This is a genomic window from Aquabacterium sp., from assembly GCF_004297345.1.
Classification (GTDB): Bacteria; Pseudomonadota; Gammaproteobacteria; order Burkholderiales; family Burkholderiaceae_C; genus Aquabacterium.
In genome coordinates this window covers 1-4,447 of sequence record NZ_SCTN01000020.1, presented here as the reverse complement: position 1 = coordinate 4,447, position 4,447 = coordinate 1, and the positions used below count along the sequence as shown (strand labels likewise).

General features: G+C 61.5%; 3 protein-coding genes and 1 pseudogene. All 4 read left to right on the top strand.

What is annotated here, in order from left to right; all coding sequences use genetic code 11:
- Positions 1-103 precede the first annotated feature (103 nt).
- The gene (locus EPO09_RS00555; RefSeq protein WP_290639133.1) at positions 104-1,534 is read left to right on the top strand and encodes a cbb3-type cytochrome c oxidase subunit I; all 1,431 of its coding nucleotides are present in this window, start codon (positions 104-106) and stop codon (positions 1,532-1,534) included.
- 32 nt (positions 1,535-1,566) lie between these two features.
- Positions 1,567-2,388, top strand: a complete 822-nt coding sequence (locus EPO09_RS00550) for an AAA family ATPase (protein ID WP_290639131.1) — start codon at positions 1,567-1,569, stop codon at positions 2,386-2,388.
- Positions 2,366-3,364 (top strand): 4Fe-4S binding protein, encoded by a 999-nt coding sequence (locus tag EPO09_RS00545; RefSeq protein ID WP_290639128.1) that lies wholly within the window; start codon positions 2,366-2,368, stop codon positions 3,362-3,364. The genes EPO09_RS00550 and EPO09_RS00545 overlap by 23 nt, the downstream gene beginning before the upstream one ends.
- Positions 3,364-4,447 (top strand): annotated as a pseudogene (locus EPO09_RS00540) (VWA domain-containing protein); the annotation flags it as partial. The gene EPO09_RS00545 and the pseudogene EPO09_RS00540, both read left to right, overlap by 1 nt.

Sequence of the window (4,447 nt, the reverse complement as noted above, 5' to 3'; positions counted from 1 at the left end):
CCAGCAACTCGATGACATGGTGGAGTTTCTCAAGTGGACCAATGGGGTCAACACCGAGAAGTGGCCACCCAACATCGAAGGTTGATCAAGGCGGAGCGACATCATGATCAAAACACTCAAGTACCAATCGCAATCGGTCGCGAAGTATTACTTCGCGGCTGCGCTGCTGCTGTTCGTCGGGCAGATCGTTTTCGGTCTGGCCATGGGCCTGCAGTACATCATCGGAGACTTCCTGTTTCCGGCCATTCCCTTCAACGTGGCCCGCATGGTCCACACCAACTTGCTGATCGTGTGGCTGCTGTTCGGCTTCATGGGTTCAGCCTACTACCTGGTGCCTGAAGAGGCTGAAACAGAGCTGTACAGCCCCAAGCTGGCGATGATCCTGTTCTGGATCTTCCTGGTGGCCGGCGCCCTGACCATCGTGGGCTACCTGATGGTGCCCTACGCCAAACTGGCCGAGATGACGGGCAACGATCTGCTGCACACCATGGGGCGCGAGTTTCTGGAGCAACCTTTGCCGACCAAGGTGGGCATCGTGATCGTGGCATTGGGCTTCCTGTTCAACACCTCGATGACCTTGCTCAAGGGCCGCAAGACCAGCATCTCGCTGGTGCTGCACCTGGGCCTGTGGGGCTTGGCGTTGATGTTCCTGTTCAGCTTTGTCAACCCCAGCAACCTGGTGCGCGACAAGATGTACTGGTGGTTCGTGGTTCACCTGTGGGTGGAAGGCGTGTGGGAGTTGATCCTGGGTGCCTTGCTGGCCTTCGTGCTGATCAAGACCACGGGCGTGGACCGTGAAGTGATCGACAAGTGGTTGTACGTGATCATCGCTTTCGCGCTGATGACCGGCATCCTGGGCACGGGCCACCACTTCTACTTCATCGGTCTGCCTGGCTACTGGCAATGGATTGGTTCGATCTTCTCGGCCATGGAACCCATTCCCTTCTTCATGATGACGGTGTTTGCCTTCAATATGGTGCAGCGTCGTCGCCGTGAACACCCCAACCAGGCAGCAGTGCTCTGGGCCGTGGGTACCTCGGTGATGGGCTTCCTGGGCGCAGGTCTGTGGGGCTTCATTCATACCCTGTCTGCCGTGAACTACTACACCCATGGCACCCAGATCACGGCGGCCCACGGCCACCTGGCCTTCTACGGTGCTTACGTGCTGGTGGTCATCACCATGATCAGCTACGCCATGCCCACCCTGCGTGGTCGTGTGGCCAACAGCGCCCGTGCCCAGAACGTGGAGATGTGGTCCTTCTGGATCATGACCCTGAGCATGGGCACCATGGTGTTGGCGCTGACCGGCGCTGGCATCTTGCAAGTCTGGTTGCAGCGCATGGCCGCCAATCCCACGCCGTTCATGGCCACACAGGAACAGTTGAACTTCTTCTACTGGGTCCGTCTGGGTGGCGGTGTGGGCTTCCTGGTGGGGCTGTTGACCTACCTGTCGAGCTTCTTCATCGGTGGCGAGGCCCCTGTGGTCGCCTCCTCTGGTGGTGATGCGCGCGCCGTACCGGCTCAACGAGCCTGATAGACACGACCCGTCAGCCTAGAAAGATCAGCATGGACATGCTCAGTGCCAGGCACATCGCGGGAGCGCCAGACAGCGTTCCCCACTACGTCGCGCAAGCGCAGGAATGCGCCTTGTTCGAACACGCCTGGCGCTGCCAGCTGCCCCTGCTGATCAAAGGGCCGACGGGTTGTGGCAAAACCCGTTTTGTAGAACACATGGCTGCCCGCCTTGGGCGGCCCCTCATTACCGTGTCTTGCCACGATGACCTGAGTGCCGCCGACCTGGTTGGCAGGCACCTCATCGGGCAAGGCAATACCGTCTGGCAGGATGGCCCCCTGGCTCGCGCCGTGCGCGAAGGGGCGATCTGCTATCTGGACGAAGTGGTCGAAGCCCGCAAGGACACGACCGTGGTCATGCACCCCCTGGCGGATGACCGGCGCGTGCTGCCCATCGAGCGCACTGGCGAGCTGTTGATCGCCCCGCCTGAGTTCATGCTGGTGGTGTCATACAACCCCGGCTATCAGAACCTGCTCAAGGCCCTCAAGCCCAGCACACGGCAGCGTTTTGTGGCCTTGTCTTTCGAGTACCCGCAAGCCGATGTCGAGCAGGACATCGTGCGCAGCGAATCCGGCGTGAGTGCCGATGTGGCCGCAGGCTTGGTTCGCCTGGCGCACGCGCTGCGCCGGGTAACGGACCATGATCTGGAAGAAACGGCCAGCACGCGCTTGCTGGTGATGGCGGCCCGCTTGATCGGTGCCGGCATGACTGTGGAGACCGCGTGCCGGGCGGCCGTGGTGGACGCGCTGACCGACGATGCCGATACGGCAGCAGCGCTGATGGAGATCGTACGTGGCGTCTTTGACAGCCCCTGATCTGCAAAGCCGGCGTTTGCGTTGGCAGGTGGGGTTTTTTATCTTCTTCCTGCTGGCGCCGGTTCTCAATCTGTTTCGATTTGATCTGACAGAGACCCAACTGTGGGTATTGGGATTCAAGTGGTCGCTGGGGATCGATGCCCTGATGAAGGGCGAGATCACCCCGACCCAGGCCGGGCTTGAACTGCTGGTGCGTGGCTTGCTGCCCATCTTGCTGGTGGTCGCAGCCTTCCTGACTGTTGCGTGGAAGTACGGCCGCTTGTATTGCGGCTGGCTGTGCCCACACTTTTCTGCGGTCGAGTTGCTCAATCAGGCCTTGCATCGCGCCATTGGCAAGTTCAGCCTGTGGGACAAGCACGTGAGCAAGCGCCGCGATGGCCGTGGCGAGTTGGTGCAGCCTCGCAAGGCCTGGTGGCCCGTCTTTCTGGCGCTCAGTCTTTTGTTGGGCTTTGCCTGGGCGATCACGCTTTTGAGCTACTTGTTGCCCCCCGTGCGGATCTGGTCGCACCTGTTCCACGGTACCTTGACCGCGGGAGAAGCCCGGTTCCTGTTGATCGGAACGGCCGTGTTCACCGCCGAGTTCGTGCTGGCCCGCCATCTGTTTTGCCGCTTTGGTTGCGCCGTTGGCTTGTTCCAAAGTCTGGTGTGGATGGCCAATCCCAAGGGCATGGTCGTAGCCTTCAGGCGCGAGCGCGCCAAGGAATGCCGCACCTGTGATGCACCGATCGGATCAGCTTGCGATAACGCCTGCCCGATGCGCCTGCACCCGCGCGACATCAAGCGCATGATGTTCTCCTGCGTGCAGTGCGGCCAGTGCCTCAGCCAATGCGACCGATCGCAAGGCCAACAGGATCGCAGCCCGGTGTTGAACTGGGCCGTGGGCGTGGACGCCGTGCGAGAAACCCTGCGTCAGAAGAAGGCCGAACAAGCGCTGCACGCGCAACAGGCTGCGCAAGTATCGAAGGAGGCTCGCTGATGGAAGAGTGGGTTGGCCAATGGTGGCACCGCATCGTGACGCGTCTGGCGGATCGGCAGTATCCCGATGCGGCGGTGCAGCTGGAAGACATGAAAGCCCAATTGAGCGTGATCTTCCGTGCCATGGGCGGTTTGCCTCAATGGCGCCTGGCATCGGCCGCAGAGAGACGCCACGGTGGTTCGCGCAGTGTCCTGCAAAAAATCGCGGGTGGCGGGCAGCGCTTTGCCACGCCAGTGCTGGACGCTGAAACACTGGCCCTGCCGCCCACGCTGGCTTTGGTCGACTCGCCTGAATTGAATCGAGACTTGTATTTGTGGCTGGCGGGGCAGGGGGCCATGCGACTGCAATGGCTGGCCGGTGGTCAGATGGCCGAGTCTGGCTGGCTGGCTGGCAATCTCCAGGCCTCCCACGCCTTGCTGACGCACTATCCTGGCTGGCAATCACGATATCGACGCTTGCTGGAGGCGCACTTGTTGCAACGGCCCGATGTGGGACGGCTCAAGGGCCGGCAGGCGCAAGCTGAGCGAGCGGTTCAACAGGCCTTGCGTCATTCTCTGGCCGGTCAGTGGTCGACAGAAGCCGGGGCGGCCTATGCGGCAGATATCCGCAGCGAGGAAGTCCAGCCCGTGGCCCTGTGGGTGGACGTGTCCACAGTTCAGGCTCCCATGCCTGCGCAAGCCCGCCAGGAGCAGGATCGGGAAGGCGGCAGTGAACAGACGCCCAAACCGACCGACGGCACACGCAGACGCGCCAAGCAGACCGATGCCACGCAGGACAAACACGCGCTGATGATGTTCTTTCGTACCGAGTCCTTGCTGTCCTGGACGGAGCTTGTGCGCGTCAATCGCCAGACCGATGATGAAGAGTTGAACGACGCCAACCAGATTGCCAATGACATGGACACTTTGTCTGTGGCGCCTGGCGGGCAGACGCTGGCTTCGCGCGTGCGTTTCGACCTGGATCTGCCCAGCTCGGCGGCCGACGATGTGGTGATTGCGCAAGGCATCAAACTGCCTGAGTGGGATCACCGCAAGGCAAGCCTGTTGCCCGACCATTGTTCCGTGCAGCTGCTGTTGCCCACGG

Bases quoted from the DNA above. Each gene is read 5' to 3' on its own strand.
- EPO09_RS00555 (WP_290639133.1), top strand. From the start codon at position 104: ATGATCAAAACACTCAAGTACCAATCGCAATCGGTCGCGAAGTATTAC.
- EPO09_RS00550 (WP_290639131.1), top strand. From the start codon at position 1,567: ATGGACATGCTCAGTGCCAGGCACATCGCGGGAGCGCCAGACAGCGTT.